The following is a 20383-nucleotide window of genomic DNA, read 5'->3' as shown; positions in this document are numbered from 1 at the left end:
ACCCGGTGTCACCCCGCGCCGTGGATCATGCCCCGTCGGGATGGTCAGTTGGACGCCTCGGCGGCCGCCCGCGCCTCCGTACCCTCGGTCTTCGCCTCCGGCTTGGCGGCCGGCACACCCGGCACGATGCCGGCGAGCCCGGACAGCATCTGACCGAGCTGGGACGTGACGGCGTCCTTCTGGCGGGTCAGGTCCTCCACCTCGCGTCGGGCCGCCTGCGTGGTCAGCTCGGCCTCCGTGCGGGCCTCGGTCAGCAGGCGCTGGGCCTCGGACTTCGCCTCGCTGAGGGTCTTGTCGGCGAGCGCCTTCGCCTTCTCCACCGTCTCGATGGCGGTGCGCTCCGACTCGACCCGGCGCGCCTCGGCCCGCTGCTCGATCTCCTTGGCCCGCTCCTGCGCGGCCCGCGCCCGCAGCTCGGCCTCGCTGACCAGCTTCTGGGTCTGCGCGACCTGGGCGGCGTGCCGCTCCGACTCCTCCCGCTCGGCCTTCTCCCGGCGTTCGGCGAGCTGGAGCTCCAGGGCCTGCAGGTCCTTGTCGCGCTTGTCCCGCGCGTCGGTGAGGAGCTTGGTCGCCTCGGCGCGCTTCTCCTCGGCCTCGCGGGCGGCCTTCGCCCGCTGCTGGGTGATCTCCCGCTCGGCCGTCGCCCGGAGCGTGGCCACCTCCCGCTCGACCGTCGACTTCAGCTCGGCGACCTCGTGCGCGGTAACGGTGCGCAGCTGCTTGGTCTCCCGCTCGGCGTCGGCGCGCAGCGTGTCGGCCTCACGACGGGCCTGGACGCGGACCTCGGCCGCCTCCCGCTCGGCGGAGGTGCGGACGTTGCCCGCCTCGCGCTCGGCGGTGGCCTTCATCGCCGCCGCCTCGGCACGCGCCTTGTCGGTGATCTCCCGCGCCTCGAGACGGGCGGCGGAGAGGATGCCCTCGGACTCCCGCTTGGCGTCGTTGCGGTGGTCGTTGGCCTGCTCCTCGGCGAGCCGGAGGATCTGCTCGACGCGGGTGCCCAGGCCGGACAGGGTCGGCCGGCTGTTCTCCTCGAGCTGCTTGTTGATCTCGGTGAGCTTCTGCTCCAGGGCGCCCATGCGCTGCTCGGCCTGGCGCAGCCGACGCTGGGCGTCGTTCATCCGCTGCTCGGCCTCGGCCCGGGCCTGCTCTGACTGGGTCAGGGCGGCGGTCAGCCGGCCGATGAAGTCGTCGACCTGGCCGGTGTTGTAACCGCGGAGGCCGACCGTGAAATCGGGCTGGGTGTTCGCGTTATCGAAGAACGCAAGAGGGGAGGACTGCTGCTGGGGCATTGGGACATACTGGCAGACGCCCCGGGGTCCTTCGCAAGAGCGTCCCGGAGCTTTCGTGTCCTCTTTACATGGTCAACTCGGCGGCGTCCCGCCGGCCGGACCGGCCGGCGATCTTGGCAGCTCCCGGCCGCGGCTAATCCCACGGCGAAGCACGGAAAAGGGCCGCGCGGACATCCCCGCGGCCCTTTCTCGTTGTCGCCTGGTATCACTCGAATGGGTGCCCGGTGGCGGCGAGTGGAAAGCCAATCGCCGGTCACCGCAATGGTCGTCGGCGCCTCGTCCGTACGGTCAGTGGCCGCGGAACCGGTTGATCCCCGCTTCGTGCCGCGCACGGAACTCGGGGTCACGGACGCCGAGCCCGTCGGCCGGGGCGAGGCAGCGGACGCCGACCTTGCCCTGGTGCGCGTTGCGGTGCACCTCGTACGCGGCCTGGCCGGTCTGCTCCAGCGCGTACGTCTTCGACACGGTGGGGTGGATCTTGCCGAGCGCGACGAGCCGGTTCGCCTCCCACGCCTCCCGGTAGTTGGCGAAGTGGCTGCCGACGATCCGCTTGAGGTGCATCCACAGGTAGCGGTTGTCGTACTGGTGCTGGTAGCCGCTCGTCGAGGCGCAGGTGACGATGGTGCCGCCGCGCTTGGTGACGTAGACGCTGGCGCCGAAGGTCTCCCGACCCGGGTGCTCGAAGACGATGTCCGGGTCCTCGCCGCCGGTCAGCTCCCGGATCCGCTCGCCGAAGCGGCGCCACTCGTCCTGGTCCTGCGTCTGCTCGTCCTTCCAGAACCGGAAGCCCTCCGCGGCCCGGTCGATGACCAGCTCCGCGCCCATCTTCCGGCACAGCTCCGCCTTGTCCGGCGAGGAGACCACGCAGACCGGGATCGCGCCGCCGTTCAGCGCCATCTGGGTGGCGTAGCCGCCGAGGCCGCCGGAGGCGCCCCAGATCAGGACCACGTCGCCCTGCTTCATGTTGGCGCCGTGGTGGGACACGAGCTGCCGGTACGCGGTGGAGTTGACCAGGCCGGGGCTCGCCGCCTCCTCCCAGCTGAGGTGGCGGGGCTTCGGCATGAGCTGGTTGGCCTTGACCACGGCCAGCTCGGCGAGGCCGCCGAAGTTGGTCTCGAAGCCCCAGATCCGCTGCTGCGGGTCGAGCATCGTGTCGTCGTGGCCGGCCGCGTCCTCCAGCTCCACCGACAGGCAGTGCGCGACGACCTCGTCACCGGCCTTCCACCGGGTCACGCCCGGGCCGGTCCGGAGGACGACGCCGGCGGCGTCGGAGCCGACCACGTGGTACGGCAGGTCGTGCCGCTTGGTGAGCTCGGAGAGCCGGCCGTAGCGCTGGAGGAACTTGAAGGTCGACACCGGCTCGAAGATGCTGGTCCAGACGGTGTTGTAGTTGATCGCACTCGCCATCACGGCGACCAGCGCCTCACCGGGGCCGAGCTCCGGGGTGGGCACCTCCTGCACGTGCAGGGCCTTGCGCGGGTCCTTGTCCCGGGACGTCATCCCGTCGAACATCCGCGCCTCGTCAGCGCGCACGACGACGCCCCGGTAGGACTCCGGTACCGGAAGTCCGGCGACGCCGGCCAGCTCGCGCTCCGGTTGCGCCGAGCCCTCCGCCGCCATGATCGCTTCGAGGATGTCCTGCACGTCGACCTCCCGTTCGTCCGCACCCGCGCGTCGCGGCATGGGTGCTGCCATCGTCGGCGCCGGTGCGGCCGCCCGCCATGTCGGCATCCGACACATCCGGCACCGGCCGCGTTGCTGTGGGGCCGGACGTTACTGAACGGTAGCTAGAGTCGGAAGTCCTCTGTGAAAAACTGCATCAGCCGGTGAGTGAAGCTGCCCGGGTGGGCGGTGAACCGCGCAGCGTCGTGCTCGGCGGGGCCGGGGCCGACCGGCCCCGGCCCCGCGTGGATCAGTGGCTCGCGGCGGGCTCGACCAGCTCGACCAGGACGCCGCCGGCGTCCTTCGGGTGGACGAAGTTGATCCGGGAGTTCGCCGTGCCGCGCTTCGGCTCCTCGTACAGCAGGCGGACGCCGCGCTCGCGCAGCTTCGCGCAGGCGACGTCGATGTCGGCCACGGTGTACGCGACCTGCTGCACACCGGGGCCGTTGCGGTCGAGGAACCGCCCGATCGTGCTCTCCGGGCTCAGTGGGGCGAGCAGCTGCACGCAGCCGCCCTCGGTGGTCGGACCGACCGCCAGCATCGCCTCGCGGACGCCCTGCTCCTGGTTCGTCTCCGTGTGCACGCAGCGCATCCCGAAGGTGCGCTCGTAGAAGTCGATCGCGGCGTCCAGGTCGGGGACGGCCACACCGACGTGGTCGATGCGGCGCAGCCCGATGTCTGTGATGTAGTCCGCAGCGGACTCGACGGGGGAGTTCTCAGCCATGGCGCTAGTCTGGCCGAACAATCGTTAAGGCGTACAGGTCGGCACCCCCCTCGGAGGCAGGTATGGCTTCGGTGATCGTCAGCGGCGCTCGGACCCCCATGGGGCGCCTGCTGGGCAACCTCAAGGACCTCCCCGCGACGAAGCTCGGCGGCGTGGCGATCAAGGCGGCGCTGGAACGCGCCGGTGTCGCCCCCGAGCAGGTCCAGTACGTGATCATGGGTCAGGTGCTCCAGGCCGGCGCCGGGCAGATCCCGGCCCGCCAGGCGGCCGTCGAGGCGGGCATCCCGATGTCCGTGCCGGCCCTCACGATCAACAAGGTGTGTCTCTCCGGCCTCGACGCGATCGCGCTGGCCGACCAGCTGATCCGGGCCGGCGAGTTCGACATCGTGGTGGCCGGCGGCATGGAGTCGATGACCAACGCCCCGCACCTGCTGCTCGGCCAGCGCGGCGGCTACAAGTACGGCGACGTGGTGGTCAAGGACCACATGGCGCTCGACGGTCTCTCCGACGCCTGGGACTGCTGCTCCATGGGCGAGTCGACCGAGCGGCACGGCACCACGAAGGGCATCAGCCGCGAGGAGCAGGACGCCTTCGCCGCGGCCAGCCACCAGCGTGCCGCCGCCGCCCAGAAGAACGGCCACTTCGCCGACGAGATCACCCCGGTGGTCATCCCGCAGCGCAAGGGCGACCCGCTGGTGATCAGCGAGGACGAGGGCATCCGCCCGGACACCACGGCCGAGTCCCTGGCCAAGCTGCGGCCGGCCTTCACCAAGGACGGCACCATCACCGCCGGCAGCTCGTCGCCGATCTCCGACGGCGCCGCCGCCGTCGTGGTGATGAGCAAGGCCAAGGCCAAGGAGCTGGGGCTGACCTGGCTGGCCGAGATCGGCGCGCACGGCAACGTGGCCGGCCCGGACAACTCGCTGCACTCGCAGCCGTCCAACGCCATCCAGCACGCGCTGCGGAAGGCCGGCCTGGCCGTCGACGACCTCGACCTGATCGAGATCAACGAGGCGTTCGCCCAGGTGGGCATCCAGTCCACGCGGGACCTCGGGGTCAGCCCGGAGAAGGTCAACGTCAACGGCGGCGCCATCGCGCTGGGCCACCCGATCGGCATGTCCGGTGCCCGGCTGGTGCTGTCCCTGGCGCTGGAGCTGAAGCGGCGTGGCGGCGGCACCGGCGCGGCGGCGCTCTGTGGCGGTGGCGGCCAGGGCGACGCCCTGATCATCCACGTCCCGGCGGGTGCCGAGAGCGAGCAGTGAGCACGGTCCTGCGAGCCCCGCAGGCGCGAACGGAAGGGTCACGGTGACTGACGCCGTCGACGACGCCCCGGCCGCGGCGACGCCGGTGCGCCGCAGCCGGGACGTACCCATCCTGGTCGAGCGGGCCCGCGCGGGCGACCCCCGCGCGGTGGCCCGGCTCATCACGCTGGTCGAGTCCGGCGACGAGACGCTGCCGCGCATCGCGGCGGCGCTCGCGCCGTACGCCGGTCAGGCCCAGGTGGTCGGCCTGACCGGCTCGCCCGGCGTGGGCAAGTCCACGACCACCAACGAGTTGGTCCGGGCGCTGCGGGCGCGGGGCCACCGGGTCGGGGTGCTGGCCATCGACCCGTCCAGCCCGTTCACCGGCGGGGCGATCCTCGGCGACCGGGTCCGCATGCAGGATCACGCCACCGACCCCGGCGTCTACATCCGCTCGATGTCCAGCCGGGGCCACCTCGGCGGGCTCTCGGCGGCCACGCCTCAGGCGGTACGGGTGCTGGAGGGCGCCGGCTGCGACGTGGTGCTGGTGGAGACGGTGGGCGTCGGGCAGGCCGAGGTGGAGGTCGCCTCGCTCGCGGACACCACGCTGGTGCTGCTCGCGCCCGGGATGGGCGACGCCATCCAGGCGGTGAAGGCGGGCATCCTGGAGATCGCCGACGTCTTCGTGGTCAACAAGGCCGACCGGGACGGCGCCGACGCCACGGTCCGCGACATCCAGGGCATGATCGCCCTGGGCGAGCGCGGTCCGGGGCAGTGGCGGCCGCAGGTGGTGCGGGCGGTCGCCGCGCGCGGCGAGGGGATCGACGACATCGCCGCCGCCATCGACAAGCACCGTGGCTGGCTGGTCGAGCACGGCGAGCTGCGCCGCCGGCAGGAGGCGCGGGCCGCCGCCGAGATCGAAGCGATCGCGCTCGGCGTCCTGCGCGACCGCATCGGCTCACTGCGCGACGGTACGGAGCTGCCGGCGCTCGCCGCCAAGGTGGCGGAGGGCTCCCTGGATCCGTACGCGGCGGCCGACCAGTTGCTGACCCAGATCGCCTCCTGACGACCGGTCACGTTACCCACCGGTACGAACTTCCTTAGCGATCGTTCAGGTCGGGGCTCTACACTCGGGGTGCAGTCGAGGACTCGAGGAGGAGCCCCGGGGATGAACGCCGACGAGATCGCCGCCGGACGGGCACGCTGGCAGGCCCGCTACGACGCCGCGCGCAAGCGGGACGCCGACTTCACCACCCTCTCCGGGATGGCCGTCGACCCGGTCTACGGGCCGCCGGACGGGGTGGCCTGGCCGGGCTTCGAGCGGATCGGCTGGCCGGGCGAGTTCCCGTACACCCGGGGGTTGCACCCGACCGGCTACCGCGGGCGGACCTGGACGATCCGGCAGTTCGCCGGCTTCGGCAACGCGCGGCAGACCAACGAGCGCTACAAGATGATCCTGGGCGCGGGCGGCGGCGGGCTGTCCGTCGCGTTCGACATGCCCACCCTCATGGGCCGCGACTCCGACGACCCGCAGTCGCTCGGCGAGGTGGGGCACTGCGGTGTCGCCGTCGACAGCGCCGCCGACATGGAGGTGCTCTTCGATGGCATCGACCTGGCCGGCGTGACCACGAGCATGACCATCTCCGGGCCGGCCGTGCCGGTGTTCTGCATGTACCTGGTCGCCGCCGAGCGGCAGGGCGCCGACCTGTCCCGCCTGGACGGCACCCTCCAGACGGACATCTTCAAGGAGTACATCGCGCAGAAGGAGTGGCTCTTCGACCCCGAGCCGCACCTGCGCCTCATCGGCGACCTGATGGAGTACTGCGCCCGGGAGATCCCCCGCTACAAGCCGCTCTCCGTCTCCGGCTACCACATCCGCGAGGCCGGCTCGACGGCCGCGCAGGAGCTGGCGTACACCCTCGCCGACGGGTTCGGGTACGTCGAGCTGGGGCTCTCGCGCGGTCTCGACGTCAACGTCTTCGCGCCGGGCCTGAGCTTCTTCTTCGACTCCCACGTGGACTTCTTCGAGGAGATCGCCAAGTTCCGGGCGGCCCGCCGGATCTGGGCCCGCTGGCTGCGCGACGTCTACGGCGCCACCAGCGAGAAGGCCCAGTGGCTGCGGTTCCACACGCAGACCGCGGGTGTCTCGCTGACGGCGCAGCAGCCGGTCAACAACGTCGTCCGTACGGCCGTGGAGGCCCTCGCGGCGGTGCTCGGCGGCACCAACTCGCTGCACACCAACGCCCTCGACGAGACCCTCGCGCTGCCCACCGACGAGTCGGCCGAGATCGCCCTGCGGACCCAGCAGGTGCTGATGGAGGAGACCGGGGTGACCAACGTGGCCGACCCGCTCGGCGGGTCCTGGTACGTCGAGGCGCTCACCGACCGCATCGAGGCCGAGGCGGAGGAGATCTTCGCCCGGATCAAGCAGCACGGCGGCGAGGGCCCGCACCAGATCGGCCCGATGACGTCCGGCATCCTGCGCGGCATCGAGGACGGCTGGTTCACCGGGCACATCGCCGAGGCGGCGTTCGCCTACCAGCAGGCGCTGGAGAAGGGCGACAAGAAGATCGTCGGGGTCAACTGCCACACCGGCACGGTCACCAAGGACCTGGAGATCCTGCGCATCTCGCACGAGGTCGAGCTGGAGCAGCGCCGGGTGCTCGCCGAGCGGAAGGCGACCCGGGACGAGACGGCCGTCAAGACGGCACTCGAGCGGATGGTGGCGGTCAGCCGCACCGACGAGAACATGATCCCCGCCATGCTCGACGCGGTCCGCGCCGAGGCCACCCTCGGCGAGATCTGCGACGTCCTCCGCGGCGAGTGGGGCGTCTACCGGGAGCCCGCCCGCTTCTGACGCGACCCGTCCGCACCCCGCCCCCGTGAACGTGGGGGGCGGGGTGCGTGAGCTGGGGTGAGAGACGCGACTGTCGGCGTCTCGGTTGATCGGAGATCGGCGTAGCGCGTGCGAGACTAGGTAACCATGAGCGACCCACGGATCACCTCGTCGATCTTCACCCGCGGCGCGGTCGACCTCAGCGCGCTGCGCACCCCCGCGCCCACCCCGGCGTCCGCACCCGTCCAGTCCGGCCCACCGGCCGGGGCGCCCGGCGGTGCCCCCGCCAGCGCGGTCACCGTCATCGACGTGACCGAGGCGACCTTCCAGGCCGAGGTCCTCGAACGGTCCCTCAGCACACCCGTGGTCATCGACTTCTGGGCCGAGTGGTGCCAGCCCTGCAAGCAGCTCTCCCCGGTGCTGGAGCGGCTGGCCGTCGAGGGCGGCGGTGCCTGGGTGCTCGCCAAGGTCGACGTGGACGCCAACCCCCGGCTGGCGCAGATGTTCCGCGTGCAGGGCATCCCCATGGTGTACGCGGTCGTCGGCGGCCAGCCGGTCGACGCGTTCTCCGGGGTCGTCCCCGAGGCGCAGCTGCGGCAGTGGATCCAGGCGATCCTCAAGGCCGGCGGTGTGACCGTGGCCGAGCCGGTCGACTCCCGCCTGGACGAGGCCGACGACGCGCTGATGAGCGGCGACCTGGACGCCGCCGAGCGCGCGTACCGGAAGATCCTCGCCGAGACCCCGTCGGACACCGCGGCGGAGGCGGGGCTGGCCCAGGTCGGGCTGGCCCGCCGGGTCGCCGGCGCCGACCCGCAGGCGGCGCTCGCGGCCGCGGCCGGAAAACCCGACGACGTCGACGCGCAGCTGCTGGCCGCCGACATCGAGGTGCTCAGCGGGATGGCCGAGCAGGCATACCAGCGCCTGGTCGGCCTGGTCCGCCGCATCGCCGGTGACGACCGGGAGAAGGTACGCCAGCACCTGGTGGGCCTCTTCACCATCGCCGGCCCCGACGACCCCGCGGTGGCCTCGGCCCGCCGGGCACTGGCCAGCGCCCTGTTCTGACCCTGACCACGCCAGCGCGGGCCGGTGCACCCTGGCCGGCCCGCCCCGACACTTCGAGGACGGGAGCCAAACGATGCGCCGGATCGCCGTCCTCGACGCGCCCAGCAACCTGGGTCTGCGCCCGCCCACGCCCACCTCGGTGCCGGGCTGCGCCAAGGCCCCCGGCGCCCTGCGCGACCACGGGCTGCTCGCCCGGCTCCGCGCGCGTGACGCCGGCTGCCTGACCCCACCCCGGTACGATCCCGGCGACTGGCGGCCCGGCGACGGCGTCTGCCACGCCCGGGAGATCGCGGACTACTCGGTGGCGCTCGCCGAGCGCATCGGGGCGATCATCGACCGGGGCGAGTTCCCGCTGGTGCTCGGCGGGGACTGCTCGGTGCTGCTCGGCTCGGCGCTGGCGATGCACCGCCTCGGCGAGGCGGTCGGCGGCCGGATCGGGCTGGTCTTCGTCGACGGCCACTCCGACTTCCGGCACCCCGGCAACGCCTCGTACGTGGGCGCGGCGGCCGGTGAGGATCTGGCCCTGGTCACCGGCCGCGGCCAGGCCGACCTGGCGGCCATCGAGGGGCGGCGCCCGTACTTCCGGGACATCGACGTGGTGGTGCTGGGCATCCGCGCGCAGGACGAGTACCGGCTCGACCTCCAGGCCGCCGGGATCACCACCCGGCCGGTGCCGGCGCTGCGCGCCGAGGGCGCGGCCCGCACCGCGCAGTGGGCGCACGAGCAGCTCGCCGACTGCGCCGGCTACTGGGTGCACGTCGACGTGGACGTGCTCGACCCGGCGGTGATGCCGGCCGTCGACGCCCCCGACCCGGGCGGGATCGCCTTCGCCGAGCTGGAGATCCTGCTCGCCGGCCTGGTCGACACCCCGCACTGCCTCGGCGTCGAGCTGACCGTCTTCGACCCGGACTACGACCCGGACGGGTCGTACGCCGCCGAGATCGTCAACACCCTCGTGGCCGGCCTGCGCCCGGTCTCCGCGCCGGGATCGGTCCCGCCCCGGCTGCTGCCCGAGGCGCCCGCCGCCCCCGCCCCGCGCCGGGGTACGGGACGCCCCGTGGCCGTCGCCGGCCCGGATCCCGTACCGCCGCCGGGGCCCGTCGTCCCGGGAGTCCGGGACGATGCCCGGCAGGAGTCGCCCGCAGTCCCGGAGCCGCGCGTCGACCGGCGGGACTCGCCCGCTGTCCCGGGCGTTTCGGACGGTGACCGGCGGGAGTTGCCCGGCGGTCCGGAGATCCCGCACGCCGACCGGTTGGAGCCGGTCGGGCCGCCCGCCTCGGCCGGGCCCGGCCTGCTGCGCCGCACCCTGCCACCGGGCCTCGGCCCGGACGCTGACGGCCGGCCGGCGACCGACGACGACACGCCGCAGGCGGCGGCCGGCACCGCCTGACCCCGCCCCGACCGCCGGCGAAGCGGCACGGTGTGGATCACCTGCCCCGCACGGCGTCGGCGCGGTGCGGATCACCGGGCCGGCGGCCGCCGGGTCAGCGGGGGAGGGCGCGCAGGAAGCGCTCGGCGATCGGGACGGCCGTGCCGCTGCCGGAGCCGCCCCGCTCGACGAAGACCGCGAAGGCGACGTCGCCCTGCCAGCCCACGAACCAGGCGTGCGTGTTCTTCGGGTTGTCGTCGTACTCGGCGGTGCCCGTCTTGCCGTGGACCGGGCCGCCCGGCACGTCGGCCAGGGCGCTGCCGCTGCCGGCCGTGACCACCTCGCGCATCATCGCCCGCACCGCGGTCAGCGACTCGGCCTTCAGCTCCGGCCCGTCGGCGGCCGGCTTCGCCGGGGCCGGGTCGAGCACCAGCTTCGGCTGGACGAACCGGCCCCGGGCGACCGCCGCCGTGGCCGAGGCCATGGCCAGCGGGCTCACCACCGTGGTGCCCTGACCGATCGCCGCGGCGGCCTGCTCGGTCGGGCCGCCGTTCGCCGAGACCTTGCCGGAGAACGCGTCCAGGCCGACGTCCCAGGTGCCCTCCAGGCCCAGCGCCCGGCCGGTGACGGCGAGCCCGTCGGCGCCGAGCTGCGGCGCCAGCGCCACGAAGGCCGTGTTGCAGGACTTCGCGAAGTCGGTGCGGAACGGGACCGACCCGAGCGCGAAGTCGTCCGAGTTCTTGAAGGACCGGCCGTCGACCTCGCGGGTCTTCGGACACTCCACCGGCTGGTCCGGGGTGACCGCGCCCCGGTCGAGCAGGGCCAGCGCGCTGACCATCTTGAAGGTGGAGCCGGGCGGGACCTGGGCGGTGAAGGCCAGGTTCTCACCGGCCGGGCCGGGACCGTTGGCCGCGGCGAGCACGGCGCCGTCGCTGATGCGGACGGCCACCAGGGCCGCGCGTCGCTTCTCGGCGCCCAGCGCGGTGTCGGCGGCCTTCTGGGTCGCGACGTCGAGCGTGGTCTTCAGCGGCTCACCGGGACGGAACTCCCGGCGGAACAGCTCGGTGCCGGTGGGGGCCAGCGTGCCCTCCGGGCCGGGTCGGTTGACGATGACGGTGAGGCCGGGGGTGCCGCGCAACCGCTCGTCGTACCGGCCCTGGAGGCCCCCGTGGCCCACCAGATCGCCGCGCGCGTACCGGTCGGGGTGCTTGGCCAGGTCGTCGGCCTGCGCCGGGTCCACCGTGCCGAGCGCGGCACGGGCGAACTCGCGGGTGGGCGCGAGCTCCAGCTTGTCGGTCGGGAACCGGGTGCCGGGCAGCTCGTAGACGCGGGGCTTGATCTGCCGGTACGACTCGTCGCGCAGCGTCACCACCTCGACCAGCGCGTCGGGCTTGGCCTCGGCGAGGCGCTTCGGGAGGTCGGCGAGGTCCACCGGCGGGACGAGAGCGGGCCGGATCGCCTTGAACGCCGCGTCGAGCTTCCGGACCACCCCGGGTACGTCGTCGACCTCCTGGGGCACGAGGGAGACCCGGACCACCGGCCGGGGCGCCACCAGCGGCTGGCCGGCCGCGTCCAGCACCGCCGCCCGGGGACCCGCCTCGCGGCGCAGGCCCAGCCGGTCGCCCCGACCGAGCTGCTCGTGCACGACCTGCGGCTCCCAGATCACCTGCCACTCGTCGTCCCCGCCACGGGTGAGCCGCACCGGGCGGTCGTACGCCCAGCGGGTGTCGCCGGGCAGCGTCCACTCGACGCGTACGGTGGCGGTCGCGGTGCCGGACGTGACCGTCGGCTCGCCGGTGCGGCGCAGCTCCGGCGGCGTGGCCGCCAGCTCACCGGACAGCTCCTTGATCTCCCGCGCCACGTCGTCCGCCGGCACCCGCGCGCCGGTCGCGTCGACGAAGCCGACCGCTTGGAGGTTCCCCGAACGCCAGCCCTTCAGGAAGGCGTCGACGCTGCGCGCCGGCCCGTCCTCGCCCGAGCAGGCGGTGAGCCCGCCGGCGGCGAGCAGGGTGGCGGCGAGGAGCGCCAATGAACGTGACGGACGGTGACGGCGATGGTACGACAGACGCATGGAACGATCCCCCGAAGTCCTGGACTTCCTGCACCGTAGTACGGCCTCGCCGTCCGCATCGTGCCCGGTCGGGGTGGCTGGGCGGAAAGACGGACCCGTGACGGTGTGATGAACATCCCGCGGCGGGGTATCCCGGGACGGGCCAACCGCGTACCCGCAACAGGTGAAAGGACGACAGTCCCGATCCGGACGTCCGCACTGTGGTCCGCCGACCAAGGCGCTCATCGGCAGGGCCTAGGCTGGCGGCAGAGTGACCCACAACGCGGTGGGTCGAGGGGAGTGGCACCGATGGACCGGCGTCCGGCTACTAAACCGGGACCCGATCTCCGGCAGGTTGACACCGGCCGGGACGACAACTTCGATTCGGCAACCGATTCCGACGGCTACGGCGAGGTCGACACCGGCGTGACCGGTCTGACCGGCTCGAGCATCGACACGATCTACGACATGGGCCTGCCCGCCGACGCGCTGGCCGAGGACGTGGAGGACGCGGAACTCGACGAACCGGTACCCAACGCGGAGCGCCTGGTGGCCCAGGCGGTCGCGCTCGCCGGCGACGATCACGACTTGGCGACCCTGGCCGGCCGTTACTGGCGGTTCGCGCCGGACGAGGAGCTGATCGGCTTCACCGCCGAGGAGATGCTCGACGCGGCCCGCAGCCACCGGGAGCTGGCCGAGCAACGGGTACCAGGCGAGCTGAAGTTGCGGATCCACTCACCCGACGCCGACCAGCACCACACGGTCGTGGAGATCGTCACCGACGACATGCCGTTCCTGGTGGACTCGGTGACCGCCCTGCTCAACTCGCACCACCTCGACGTGCACCTGCTGGTCCACCCGCTGCTGGTGGTCCGGCGCGAGCCGCTCGGCCGGCTGGTCGAGGTGGCCGCCGACGTGGAGCCCGACGACGCGATCGCCGGTGACCTGGTCGAGAGCTGGATGCGGATCGAGATCGACCCGGTCCGGGACGCCGGCGAGCGGGACAAGCTGCGCCGGGAGCTCCAGCGGGTGCTCACCGACGTGCGCGAGGCGGTCGAGGACTGGCCGAAGATGCGCCAGCGCGCCCTGGCCCTCGCCGACGAGCTGGCCACCGCCCGCACCAGCGACAACCGGCCGCCGGTGCCGGAGAAGGACATCACCGACTCGGTCGAGCTGCTGCGCTGGCTCGCCCACGACCACTTCACCTTCCTCGGGTACCGGGAGTACCGCCTGGTGGACGCGCCCGGCGAGGGCGGCGGCAAGGCGTTGCACGCCGTCCTCGGCACCGGCCTCGGCATCCTGCGCTCGGACTCCACGGAGGCCCGGGTGCTGACGTCGATGACGCCGGAGGCGCACGAGAAGGTCACCGAGAAGCGCCTGCTCATCATCACCAAGGCGAACTCGCGGGCCACCGTGCACCGTTCCGCGTACCTCGACTACATCGGGTTCAAGGTGTTCGACGAGGCCGGCGAGGTGGTCGGGGAGCGGCGCTTCCTCGGCCTCTTCTCCACCGCCGCGTACCGCACCAGCGTGCGGGAGCTGCCGGTGGTCCGGCGCAAGGTGGCGGAGGTGCTCGACCGGTCCGGCCTGAGCCAGCGCAGCCACTCCGGCAAGGACCTGCTCCAGATCCTGGAGACCTACCCGCGCGACGAGCTGTTCCAGATCAAGACCGACGACCTGTACCACGCGGTGATCGGCGTGCTGCGCATGGCCGGTCGCCGCCAGCTACGGGTGTTCCTGCGGCGGGACGCGTACGGGCGGTTCATCTCCTGCCTGATCTACCTGCCGCGGGACCGGTTCACGACGCAGAACCGGCTGCGCATGCAGGACATCCTGCTGCGGGAGCTGAACGGTGTCGGGGTGGACTACACGACCCGGGTCACCGAGTCGATGCTCGCCCGGGTGCACTTCATCGTCCGCACCGACCCGACGCAGCCGCCGGGCGACATCGACGCGGACCTGCTCGCCGAGGAGCTGGCCGACGCCACCCGCCTCTGGGACGACGACTACCGGCTGGTGCTGGAGCGCAAGCTCGGCGACGAGCAGGCCAAGCACCTGTTCAGCCGGTACGCCGACGCCTTCCCGGAGGGCTACAAGGACGGGCACACGCCGTACGAGGCCATGAAGGACCTGGCGAAGCTGGAGCTGCTGGAGGAGCCCGGCCAGCTGGAGATGCACCTGTTCCGCAAGCAGCTGGCGCCGCGCGCCGGCCGCGCTGCGGACGTCGACGAGTCGATGGACGTGCGGTTCAAGGTCTACCGGTACGGCGAGCCGATGATGCTGTCGGCGGTGCTCCCGGTGCTGCACTCGCTCGGCGTGAAGGTGGTCGACGAGCATCCGTACGAGGTGGAGCGTGTCGACGGCCGGATCTGGCTGTACGACTTCGGCCTGAAACTGCCCGAGGCGCACCAGGAGCTGGCCGAGGTGCGCCCGCACGTGGAGAACGCGTTCGCGGCGGCCTGGCGTGGCGAGGCCGAGGTGGACGGGTTCAACGAGCTGGTCCTGCGCGGCGGCCTCACCTGGCGGCAGGTGGTCGTGCTGCGGGCGTACGCGAAGTACCTGCGGCAGGCCGGCACGGTGTTCTCGCAGGACTACATGGAGTCCACCTTCATCGCGTACCCGCGGATCGCGGCCCTGCTGGTGCGGCTCTTCGAGGTCCGGTTCGCGCCGGGGGCGACGAGTGCGGAGCAGCGCCAGCAGCAGAGCAAGGAGCTGGTGAGCGAGATCCACGCCGCGCTCGACGACGTGGCCAGCCTCGACCAGGACCGGATCCTCCGGTCGTACCTGACGCTGATCCAGGCCACCTTGCGGACCAGCTTCTACCAGAAGCGGGCCGACGGGCGACCGAAGTCGTACGTGGCCGTCAAGCTCGACCCGCAGGCGATCCCCGACCTGCCGGCGCCCCGGCCGAAGTTCGAGATCTTCGTGTACTCGCCCCGCTTCGAGGGCGTGCACCTGCGCTTCGGGCCGGTGGCCCGCGGCGGCCTGCGCTGGTCCGACCGGCGGGAGGACTTCCGCACCGAGGTGCTGGGCCTGGTCAAGGCGCAGATGGTGAAGAACGCGGTGATCGTGCCGGTCGGCGCGAAGGGCGGCTTCGTGCTCAAGCAGAAGCCGGGCGACCGGGACGAGGCGGTGGTCTGCTACAAGGAGTTCGTCTCCGCGCTGCTGGACGTCACCGACAACATCGTCAGCGGCGAGATCGTGCCGCCGGAGGACGTGGTCCGGCACGACGCCGACGACCCGTACATGGTGGTCGCGGCCGACAAGGGCACGGCGACGTTCTCCGACATCGCCAACGAGATCTCGACCGCGCACAACTTCTGGCTGGGCGACGCCTTCGCCTCCGGTGGTTCCGCCGGCTACGACCACAAGAAGATGGGCATCACCGCCCGCGGCGCGTGGGAGTCGGTGAAGCGGCACTTCCGCGAGCTGGGGCACGACACCCAGAGGCAGGACTTCACCGTGGTCGGCGTCGGCGACATGTCCGGCGACGTCTTCGGCAACGGGATGCTGCTGTCGAAGCACATCCGGCTGGTGGCCGCGTTCGACCACCGGCACATCTTCCTCGACCCGGACCCGGACGCCGCCACGTCCTGGGAGGAGCGGAAGCGGCTGTTCGACCTGTCCCGGTCGTCGTGGGAGGACTACAACCCCGAGCTGATCTCGGCCGGCGGCGGTGTGCATTCGCGTACCGCCAAGTCGGTGCCGATCACGCCGCAGGTCCGCGTGGTGCTCGGCCTCGACGACGACGTCACCCAGATGTCGCCGCAGGAGCTGATGAAGGCGATCCTGACCGCGCCGGTCGACCTGTTCTGGAACGGCGGCATCGGCACCTACGTAAAGGCGTCCAGCCAGACCAACGCCGAGGTGGGCGACAAGTCCAACGACGCGATCCGGGTCAACGGCAAGGACCTGCGGTGCCGGGTGGTCGGCGAGGGCGGCAACCTGGGCTTCACCCAGCACGGGCGCATCGAGTACGCCCTGGCGGGCGGCCGGATCTACACCGACTTCATCGACAACGCGGCCGGGGTGGACTGCTCCGACCACGAGGTGAACATCAAGATCCTGCTGAACACGGCGGTCGCCGACGAGGAGCTGACCGTCGCCCAGCGGGACGAGCTGCTCGCCGAGATGACCGACGAGGTCGCCGACCTGGTGCTGCGGGACAACTACGACCAGGCGCGGGCGATCAACAACGCCCAGGCGCAGGCGCCGTCGCTGCTCCCGGTGCACCGGCGGATGATCAGCGAGCTGGAGCGGTCCGGTGCGCTGGACCGCGCGCTGGAGGCGCTGCCGCCGGACGAGGAGCTCGCGATCCGGAACGAGTCCGGCCTGACCGCGCCGGAGTTCGCGGTGCTGCTCGCGTACGTGAAGATCGCACTGGAGAAGGAGATCCTGACCGAGGGGCTCCCGGACGAGGAGTGGACGACCGACGTCTTGGTCAACTACTTCCCGACCCCGATGCGGAAGCGGTTCGCCGACCGGATGGGCCGGCACCGGCTGCGCCGGGACATCGTCACCACGGTGCTGGTCAACGACGCGATCAACCGGGGCGGCATCTCGTTCGTCTTCCGGGTGGTCGAGGAGACCGCCGCCAGCGCCGCCGACGTGATCCGCGCGTACGTCGTGGTCCGCGAGGTGTTCGGGCTGCGTGACCTGTGGGCCGCGGTGGAGGCCCTGGACAACAAGGTCGCCCCCGAGCTCCAGACGGGTGTCTACCTGGACACCCGGCGGCTGCTCGACCGGGCGGTGCGGTGGCTGGTGACCAACCGCCGCTCGCCGATCGACGTGCCGGCGGAGATCGCCCGTCTGCGCGGTGGGGTGGCCCGCCTCCTGCCCGAGATGGAGACCCTCTTCTACGGCAGCGAGCGGGAGGCCATCGCGGCGCACATCGACTCGATGGCCGCCAAGGGCCTGCCGCGGGACCTGGCCGAGCAGGCCGTCCGGCTGATGTACAGCTTCGGCCTGCTCGACGTGGTGGAGACGGCGGCGAGCAGCGGCCGGGACGTGGGCGAGGTGGCGTCGGTCTACTTCGTGCTCTCCGACCGGTTCCGGGTGGACTCGCTGCTGTCGAAGATCTCCCTGCTGCCGCGGGAGGACCGCTGGCAGACGCTGGCCCGGATGGCGCTGCGCTACGACCTGTACGCGGCGCTGGCCGCGCTCACCGTGGAGGTGCTGGACTCGACGCCGGACACGCTGCCGCCGCACGAGCGGGTGCACCAGTGGGAGCAGTCGAACGCCACCTCCATCCACCGCGCCCAGCGGGCGATGGGGGAGTTCGACGAGTCCCGTGCCGACCTGGCGGCCCTGTCGGTGCTGCTGCGCCAGATCCGTACGCTGGTGCGGACCTCCGCGGCCGCCTGACGTCGCACGCGGCCGGGCGGTCGGACGAGCCGACCGCCCGGCCGCTTCGCCTCGCGCGTCACTTCGCCTCGGTGGCGAAGACGACGATGTTGTCCGGGTAGCTGCCGGCGGCCTCGTTGAAGGTGCCGCCGCAGGTCACCACCCGCAGACCGACCTTGTCGCTGGGGCCATAGACCAGTTCGGTGGGGAAGGCCGCCTTCGGGTACGCCTTCACCGACTCGACGGTGAAGGCGACCTGGCGCCCGTCGGCCCGGGTGACGTTGACCCGGTCGCCGGGCTTCAACGCGCCGAGCGAGAAGAAGACCGCCGGTCCCATCGCGGCCGAGTCGACGTGCCCGACGATCACCGAGTTGCCGACCTCGCCCGGGCTGGGTCCCGGCTCGTACCAGCCGGCCAGGTAGGCCTGCTCCAGCGGGGGCACCTCGACCGTCCCGTCCGGGTTGGTGCCGAGCTTCATGATCGATGCGTCGACGCCGATGCGGGGAATGGCGATCCGGGTGGGGGCGGACCGGGGAAGTCCGGAGGGGGTCGGCGAGGCGGCCACGTCCGGATCGGTGCCCTCGGCCGGAAGATCCGCCTCGACCGGGCCGGTGGCGTCGGGCTCGGCCTCGACCGAGCGGGTGGCGGCGGGTCCGGCCTGGGCGAGCGGCTGCGGGGGTCGGGGAGCGGGCGAGGTCTTGAGCGAGGCCCCGATCATGCCGGAGCCCACCATGGCGAGCAGGACGACGACGGCGGCGCCGGCGGCGCGCCACGGTTTCCCGTGACGGCCGCCGGCCCGTGTCGTCGTCACGTCAGACCAGCGAACCATCGGTCTGACGGCGGCGCAGCAGCACCAGGCCACCCAGGGCGGCAGCGCCGACCAGGCTCGCCCCACCGGCGGCCAGGCCCCGGTCGGTGCCGGCGGTCAGGCCGCCGTCACCGCCGTCGACCCCGCCCTTCGGCAGCACGACCAGCTCGCCCTCGCCGCAGGAGCCCTTGAGCTCGTACTTGCCCGGCTTGGCCCACTTGTCGACCTTGGCCTCGCCGTAGTAGACGAAGTCCTTCTTGTGCTCCCAGCTGTCCTTGCCGTGGTCGTCCTTCTTGCCGTCGTGCTCACGGTCCTTGCCGTGGTCGTCCTTCTTGCCGTCGTGCTCACGGTCCTTGCCGTGGTCGTCCTTCTTGCCGTCGTGCTCACGGTCCTTGCCGTGGTCGTCCTTCTTGCCGTCGTGCTCACGGTCCTTGCCGTGGTCGTCCTTCTTGCCGTCGTGCTCACGGTCCTTGCCGTGGTCGTCCTTCTTGCCGTCGTGCTCACGGTCCTTGCCGTGGTCGTCCTTCTTGCCGTGCTCGTCGCCGTGGTCGCGGGACTTGTCCTCGTGGTCCTTCGAGTCACGGCCGTCCTGGCCGTGCTCGTCGCCCTTCCAGTCCTTGTGGTCCCGCTCCCGGGCGTCGTCGGCGGCACCGCCGCCGTAGCCGTCGTCCTTGCGGTGGTCGTCCTTCTTACCGTCGTCCTTGCCGTGGTCGTCCTTCTTGTCGTGCTCGTCCTTCTTGTCGTGCTCGTCCTTCTTCCAGTCGTCCTTCTTGTCGTCCTTGCCCTCGTGGTCCTTGCCGTGCTTGTCGTCCTTGCCGTGCTTGTCGTCCTTCCAGTCGTCCTTGTGGTCGCCGTCATGCTTGTCGACCGGCTTGAGCTTGACCTTGCCGGTCACCTTCGACCAGACGAACGCGTGCTTCTGCGGCTCCTCGCAGATCTGCAGCAGCTTGACCTCGTCGCCCGGCTTGACGACGTGCGGCTTCGCGATGACCTTGCCGTCCTTGTCGTGGCGGTGGTGGTCGTTGCCGTCAGCGAACGCCATCCCCGGCGTGAACACGAGCAGGGAAGCGCCACCGAGAGCCGCCCCCGCAACGACTTTCCCGAGCATCTTGTTTGCCATGACCTGCGTCACTCCATCCCTGTTGTCCTTGTCTCGGCGACATCCGAGCTACGACCGACGTTAGACGGCTTCACGAACTATGAAGGGAAAGATTCGTGTTTTCCACTTTACGGAGGTCAGGGGTATTAGATGGGGTACGCACCCTTAGCGGCGCAGCCACCGATCTGCCGGCAAATGGGCTGTTCCCGACCGGCCGCGCGGACCGGTCCGGACCGGGCCGGCTCGGGGGGAACGTCCCACCCGTCCCAGGCCGTAGGCATCGGGGCATTGCTATGGAAGCGCTCCCATGCGAGAATCAGCGCACGCGGGGAGCCACGCACCGCGTATCGGCAGGGAGTCGAGGGCAACCGGTCCAGCCGCTTCAGGCGCGGGGATGGGCCTGCCGGTAGGCGGCACGCAGCCGCTCGACCGACACGTGCGTGTAGATCTGCGTACTGGCCAGGGAGGAGTGACCGAGCAGTTCCTGCACCGCCCGCAGGTCCGCGCCGCCCTCGAGCAGGTGGGTCGCGGCGGAGTGACGCAGCCCGTGCGGACTGATCCGGGGCAGTCCGGCCGCCTCCGCGTACCCGCTCACGATCCGGCGCGCGGTCGTCGCGTTGAGCCGGCCGCCCCGGGCACCGAGCAGCAGCGCGTTCCGCGAGTGCGGTCCCGCCAGCCTCGGACGGCCGTGACGCAGCCATCCGTCGAGCGCCCGCTGCGCCGGGAGCCCGTACGGCACGCTGCGCTCCCGGCCGCCCTTGCCCAGCACGCGGATGAGCCGCCGGCCCGGGTCGATGTCCGCTACGTCCAGCCCGCAGACTTCGCTCACCCGTACCCCGGTCGCGTACAGCAGCTCCAGCAGCAGCAGATCGCGCAGCCGGACCGGATCGGGGTCATCGG

At 72.0% G+C, this 20383-nt stretch carries 12 protein-coding genes and 1 pseudogene; 6 read left to right on the top strand and 7 right to left on the bottom strand.

Annotated elements, in window-relative coordinates; translation table 11 throughout:
* Positions 1-44 precede the first annotated feature (44 nt).
* From ACTMS0_RS13880 to mce, 3 genes are all read right to left on the bottom strand, one after another.
* A complete protein-coding gene (locus ACTMS0_RS13880) occupies positions 45-1289 on the bottom strand; it encodes a DivIVA domain-containing protein (RefSeq protein WP_441155554.1) in 1245 nt (414 codons plus the stop codon).
* A 288-nt stretch (positions 1290-1577) separates the two neighbouring features.
* Positions 1578-2933 carry a crotonyl-CoA carboxylase/reductase gene (ccrA, locus tag ACTMS0_RS13875; protein ID WP_441155589.1) on the bottom strand — a complete coding sequence of 452 codons (1356 nt, stop codon included), beginning with the start codon at positions 2931-2933 and terminating at the stop codon, positions 1578-1580.
* Between the two features lie 268 nt (positions 2934-3201).
* On the bottom strand, positions 3202-3675 hold the full coding sequence (gene mce / locus ACTMS0_RS13870; RefSeq protein WP_441155553.1) for a methylmalonyl-CoA epimerase: 474 nt from the start codon (positions 3673-3675) through the stop codon (positions 3202-3204).
* Between the two features lie 62 nt (positions 3676-3737).
* Between mce and ACTMS0_RS13865 the strand changes: the two genes are divergently transcribed.
* The 5 genes from ACTMS0_RS13865 to ACTMS0_RS13845 all read left to right on the top strand — a co-directional run bounded on the left by ACTMS0_RS13865 (position 3738) and on the right by ACTMS0_RS13845 (position 10204).
* Positions 3738-4937: an acetyl-CoA C-acetyltransferase gene (locus ACTMS0_RS13865; protein WP_441155552.1), complete on the top strand. Its 1200-nt coding sequence runs from the start codon at positions 3738-3740 to the stop codon at positions 4935-4937.
* 43 nt (positions 4938-4980) lie between these two features.
* Positions 4981-5982 (top strand): methylmalonyl Co-A mutase-associated GTPase MeaB, encoded by a 1002-nt coding sequence (gene meaB, locus ACTMS0_RS13860; protein ID WP_441155551.1) that lies wholly within the window; start codon positions 4981-4983, stop codon positions 5980-5982.
* Positions 5983-6084: 102 nt separating this feature from the next.
* Positions 6085-7773, top strand: coding sequence for an acyl-CoA mutase large subunit family protein (locus ACTMS0_RS13855; protein ID WP_441155550.1), 1689 nt, complete (start codon positions 6085-6087; stop codon positions 7771-7773).
* Between the two features lie 126 nt (positions 7774-7899).
* Positions 7900-8814, top strand: a complete 915-nt coding sequence (locus ACTMS0_RS13850; protein ID WP_441155549.1) for a tetratricopeptide repeat protein — start codon at positions 7900-7902, stop codon at positions 8812-8814.
* A gap of 73 nt (positions 8815-8887) precedes the next feature.
* The gene (locus ACTMS0_RS13845; RefSeq protein ID WP_441155548.1) at positions 8888-10204 is read left to right on the top strand and encodes an arginase family protein; all 1317 of its coding nucleotides are present in this window, start codon (positions 8888-8890) and stop codon (positions 10202-10204) included.
* 94 nt (positions 10205-10298) lie between these two features.
* Here the strand turns inward: ACTMS0_RS13845 and ACTMS0_RS13840 are convergent, their stop codons facing one another.
* The gene (locus ACTMS0_RS13840) at positions 10299-12254 is read right to left on the bottom strand and encodes a penicillin-binding transpeptidase domain-containing protein (protein ID WP_441155547.1); all 1956 of its coding nucleotides are present in this window, start codon (positions 12252-12254) and stop codon (positions 10299-10301) included.
* A gap of 288 nt (positions 12255-12542) precedes the next feature.
* On the opposite strand from ACTMS0_RS13840, the gene ACTMS0_RS13835 reads away from it, so the two are divergent.
* Positions 12543-17597: an NAD-glutamate dehydrogenase gene (locus tag ACTMS0_RS13835; protein WP_441155546.1), complete on the top strand. Its 5055-nt coding sequence runs from the start codon at positions 12543-12545 to the stop codon at positions 17595-17597.
* Between the two features lie 58 nt (positions 17598-17655).
* Here the strand turns inward: ACTMS0_RS13835 and ACTMS0_RS13830 are convergent, their stop codons facing one another.
* The 3 genes and pseudogenes from ACTMS0_RS13830 to ACTMS0_RS13820 all read right to left on the bottom strand — a co-directional run.
* Positions 17656-18387: a class F sortase gene (locus ACTMS0_RS13830; protein ID WP_441155545.1), complete on the bottom strand. Its 732-nt coding sequence runs from the start codon at positions 18385-18387 to the stop codon at positions 17656-17658.
* Position 18388: 1 nt separating this feature from the next.
* The gene (locus ACTMS0_RS13825) at positions 18389-19504 is read right to left on the bottom strand and encodes a hypothetical protein (protein ID WP_441155544.1); all 1116 of its coding nucleotides are present in this window, start codon (positions 19502-19504) and stop codon (positions 18389-18391) included.
* 361 nt (positions 19505-19865) lie between these two features.
* Positions 19866-20372, bottom strand: a pseudogene (locus ACTMS0_RS13820) (tyrosine-type recombinase/integrase); the annotation flags it as partial.
* Between the last annotated feature and the right edge of the window lie 11 nt (positions 20373-20383).

It is taken from the genome of Micromonospora sp. H33 (assembly GCF_052068455.1).
In the GTDB taxonomy this organism is placed as follows: Bacteria; Actinomycetota; Actinomycetes; order Mycobacteriales; family Micromonosporaceae; genus Micromonospora.
This window is presented reverse-complemented; position numbering and strand designations above follow the sequence as displayed.

What these genes read in the sequence shown, in the direction of transcription:
- ACTMS0_RS13880 (WP_441155554.1), bottom strand. Translation starts at nt 1,289, where the DNA reads ATGCCCCAGCAGCAGTCCTCCCCTCTTGCGTTCTTCGATAACGCGAAC.
- mce (WP_441155553.1), bottom strand. Translation starts at nt 3,675, where the DNA reads ATGGCTGAGAACTCCCCCGTCGAGTCCGCTGCGGACTACATCACAGAC.
- ACTMS0_RS13865 (WP_441155552.1), top strand. Translation starts at nt 3,738, where the DNA reads ATGGCTTCGGTGATCGTCAGCGGCGCTCGGACCCCCATGGGGCGCCTG.
- ACTMS0_RS13855 (WP_441155550.1), top strand. Translation starts at nt 6,085, where the DNA reads ATGAACGCCGACGAGATCGCCGCCGGACGGGCACGCTGGCAGGCCCGC.
- ACTMS0_RS13850 (WP_441155549.1), top strand. Translation starts at nt 7,900, where the DNA reads ATGAGCGACCCACGGATCACCTCGTCGATCTTCACCCGCGGCGCGGTC.
- ACTMS0_RS13845 (WP_441155548.1), top strand. Translation starts at nt 8,888, where the DNA reads ATGCGCCGGATCGCCGTCCTCGACGCGCCCAGCAACCTGGGTCTGCGC.
- ACTMS0_RS13840 (WP_441155547.1), bottom strand. Translation starts at nt 12,254, where the DNA reads ATGCGTCTGTCGTACCATCGCCGTCACCGTCCGTCACGTTCATTGGCG.
- ACTMS0_RS13835 (WP_441155546.1), top strand. Translation starts at nt 12,543, where the DNA reads ATGGACCGGCGTCCGGCTACTAAACCGGGACCCGATCTCCGGCAGGTT.
- ACTMS0_RS13825 (WP_441155544.1), bottom strand. Translation starts at nt 19,504, where the DNA reads ATGGCAAACAAGATGCTCGGGAAAGTCGTTGCGGGGGCGGCTCTCGGT.